The 844-nt window shown below is 33.4% G+C and carries 1 protein-coding gene and 1 pseudogene; one reads left to right on the forward strand and one right to left on the reverse strand.

The window, feature by feature from the left end; all coding sequences use genetic code 11:
* Positions 1-201, forward strand: a pseudogene (locus tag AMN88_RS04575) (hypothetical protein); the annotation flags it as partial.
* On the opposite strand, the gene AMN88_RS02230 reads toward AMN88_RS04575, so the two are convergent.
* Positions 198-844: pyridoxal-phosphate dependent enzyme (locus tag AMN88_RS02230; RefSeq protein ID WP_143323662.1), on the reverse strand; the 647-nt coding region annotated here is incomplete at its 5' end. The pseudogene AMN88_RS04575 and the gene AMN88_RS02230 sit on opposite strands and share 4 nt — an antisense overlap.

Raw genomic sequence — 844 nt, forward strand, 5'->3', positions numbered from 1 at the left:
GGTGTCGAAGATACTTGGGCTTTTTTTACTTTATTAGTAATTATTCATGCATGCGTTTTTCTAACAAATTTTTATTCACTTAAAATCGATAAAACAGGAATAAATGAAAAAACTTCTAATGAAGGACTAATTGCTCCTATTATTTTTTTAATTTTAAGCTCTATTCTTTGTTACGGATTAGCAGATAAGATTTATGTTTAAAACCAATTAGGTACTGGTAGACCTTTTTCTTCTAAGAATTTTTTATTGAACATTTTAGTTGCGTACTTATCGCTTCTATCACAAAGAATTGTAACGATAGTTTTTCCTGGCCCTAACTCTTTTCCCATTCTAATTGCTCCTGCAATATTGATACCACAACTAGTTCCTAGGCTAAGACCCTCATTTTGAATTAAATCATAAAGAACAGGCAGAGCTTCACGGTCATCAATTGAATATGCATCATCAATCTTAGCCTCACCAAAGTTAGCTGTTACTCTGCTTGAACCAATTCCCTCAGTAATTGATCCACCCTCTGATTTAAGTTCACCATTCTTTATATAGTTATAAAGAGCAGAACCTTTTGGATCAGATAGGTAAATTTTTATATCTTTGTTCTTTTCTTTAAGAGCATTACTGACACCTGAAATAGTTCCTCCCGTTCCAGAAGAACATACAAACCCATCTACTTTACCTTCAGTTTGTTCCCAAATTTCTTGTCCTGTGCCTTCGTAATGACCTTTAGCATTTGCAGTATTGTCAAACTGGTTAGCCCATATGACACCATTATTATTTGTTGGTCTTAATTCATCTGCAAGTCTCGCTGCCACTTTAACAAAATTGTTATCATCTTTATAAGGTTTTG

It is taken from the genome of Candidatus Pelagibacter communis (assembly GCF_001180165.1).
Lineage (GTDB): Bacteria > Pseudomonadota > Alphaproteobacteria > Pelagibacterales > Pelagibacteraceae > Pelagibacter > Pelagibacter ubique_P.